Genomic DNA, 2,571 nt, shown 5'->3' on the forward strand with positions numbered 1-2,571 from the left:
AAGGAAATCCTCGGCCTCTGGATCGAAACCAACGAGGGCGCGAAATTCTGGCTGCGGGTGATGAACGAGCTGAAGAACCGCGACGTCGAGGACATCCTGATCGCCGTCGTTGACGGCCTGAAGGGCTTTCCCGAGGCCATCAATGCCGTCCTCGCAGAAACGACGGTGCAAACTTGCATTGTCCACCTGCTGCGAAACTCGCTGGATTTTGCCTCCTGGAAAGACCGCAAGGACTTGGCCCGAGAGCTGAAATCCATCTACGGCGCTTACGACGACAAGGCGGCGGAGGCGGCGCTTACGACGTTCGAGGGTGGCTTCTGGGGCCGAAAATTCCCCGCCGTCGCCCAGATTTGGCGACGAGCCTGGCAAGAGGTCATCCCTTTCTTTGCCTTTCCCAAGGATGTGCGCCGGATCATTTACACCACGAACGCCATCGAAGCATTAAATTCCAAGCTGCGTCGCGCCGTCCGGGCAAGAGGCCATTTCCCGAGCGACGACGCGGCGACCAAATTGCTCTACCTAGTCTTGAACAGATCGGAAAAGGAGTGGAAGATGCCGCCGAGGGAATGGGCAATGGCAAAATCGCAATTCGCCATTCTCTTTGCGGACCGCTTTCAGGCCGCAAGGGCGTAGACGCGAATGTTCAACCGCATGCCCGTACACGAAATTCCTGACACTCCCTCAACCGGTGGGTTCTAGCCTACCTGGCTTATTCTTTTTGATACTCAAAGAAGTGTGATCGCCACCTTGCCAGTGGAGAACCGTTTCAATCCTGTCGTTCTCGACACGTACGACGATCTCGTGCAGCACCGCGCGGACAATTCTCTTGCGCGTGTCAACGGCGGATCAAAAGCAGGCCAGTGTGGCGGAGTAAAACCAGGCCAGCGGCAGGGTCCGACGATTTCGCAAGAACCGCCATCGCCCAAATGCGATAGCCCTGTGCCGAACGCCCAGACCACTTGACTAATGGATCGCTATTAGACAACCAGATTAAATGGCCAACCGCCTTCCATCTTCGACCAAGGACGTCCGCCCGACAGGTTGCTAGGAGGCGCGTTTTTTAGCAAAGATCTAGATAAGCCGCTGAACAATTGCGCGCGGAAGGCAATATTCATAAGCTGTTTTTCATTCGCCGGCAGGGTTTTAACAATCGCAGCAAATCTCGTTACCGCTGCCACCAAGTCGTCGCCAGGCTTTAAAGAATTTTCATCTTTGTTCAACCAATAGTGTATTGCTACACTGAAGACACCGCAGAAATTTGGCAGACCAGGATCATTGTTATCAAGCCCACAACTTTGGATATTTTCAGCAATTACCGTGACCCTAAAGTCATTTTCATCTTTTTGCGTTGCGAGCAATCCAGCCTTCACAGCCTCCCCTAGGCTGGTATACGTCAAGTCTGACGCGTCGCTAGGATCCCGAACCAGTGTCGGTAGCGAATCCAGGACGACAACCTCTTTGCCAGCAATCAAAACTGTGACAAAGTGCCGATTGTGAAACACGCTCACAATTGCTGGCTTATCAGATACAGCTCGACACTTAATTTCCTCGACAAGGATATCGAAATCGCGGGAGAGATTTGCGCACTTAACTCCGAGATGTTCAAATTTGCCCTTCCTCTGGTCTAGTGCATAAATAATGATTTCGTCGGCCAAGACCTCTCTATTGCTTGCTAACAAGTCACCGTTCGCTTCATCGGGATAATAGCTCTCAATTTTATGCCGGTATAAATCAACAACCTGGGTTGCGTTCTGGTAATCTATTCCTTCTTTTTTACCAAATAACCTTTCGTGCCTGACATATAGACTGGCGGCGAACACTGCGTCCGCGAGGCACAAACCTTCGATCTCATTTCGCTTGTCTCTTTTCAAATTTGCTTGGGTCGTCGGCAATGCAACAAACTTCACTTGTTGAACATAAACCCTGACGAGCCCTGCAGCCACAGCCGCGATCCGCTCCGGGCTAAGCCGGTACAAAGTTGCAACGGTAGCGATTGCTTTTTCCCGGAACACAGGATCACCGCTGCATGTGAGCTGCATAAGAGATTCAGCGGCAGCGAAAGACTTGTTATGGTCGCGGCTATCAAGCAGATCACGTTGAAGCTCATCGAAAACAGTGTCGAGATCAACCGCTGTCAGTTCTCTATTGTGCTCCTCAACGTCGGCATCCGTTGGAGCGCACAGCGCCTGTGTTGTGATCTCCCGTTCGCTCAGTGATTTAGTCGCAACTCTAGGCGGGGTGTCCGCCCGGCATTCAATTTCTTTGGAAGCCGTGTTCGCCGCGTGTATTATTTTGATCAGTCTTGAAGACTTTTTGCATTGCTCCGCATTCCACACGTCTGTCTTATAAAGGCCGACGGCACGCAGCGCTAACGGCGAACTTGCTCCTACAAAATTGCCCACAACAAACCCCCGTCTGGCAACTGCCGACCAGCGAACCAGCTTGCGCGGAAATTGCGTTGATTTTAAATCATACGAGGTCTCAAAATATCAAATTGTGTCATACAACACATCTTGATCAAAAAAGAGGTGATCGCACGATTTTGTTTGCGCAATGCCTGTTGGTGTTATG

The 2,571-nt window shown here is 51.5% G+C and carries 2 protein-coding genes; one reads left to right on the forward strand and one right to left on the reverse strand.

Features of this window, described 5'->3' with window-relative positions; translation table 11 throughout:
* The coding region (locus PDO_RS12460; RefSeq protein ID WP_007602030.1) for an IS256 family transposase at window positions 1-633 on the forward strand (633 nt) is incomplete at its 5' end.
* A gap of 344 nt (window positions 634-977) precedes the next feature.
* Here PDO_RS12460 and PDO_RS12465 read toward each other — a convergent pair.
* Window positions 978-2,402, reverse strand: coding sequence for a hypothetical protein (locus tag PDO_RS12465; RefSeq protein ID WP_007602031.1), 1,425 nt, complete (start codon window positions 2,400-2,402; stop codon window positions 978-980).
* Between the last annotated feature and the right edge of the window lie 169 nt (window positions 2,403-2,571).

The sequence above is a fragment of the Rhizobium sp. PDO1-076 genome (assembly GCF_000247475.1).
Classification (GTDB): domain Bacteria; phylum Pseudomonadota; class Alphaproteobacteria; order Rhizobiales; family Rhizobiaceae; genus Allorhizobium.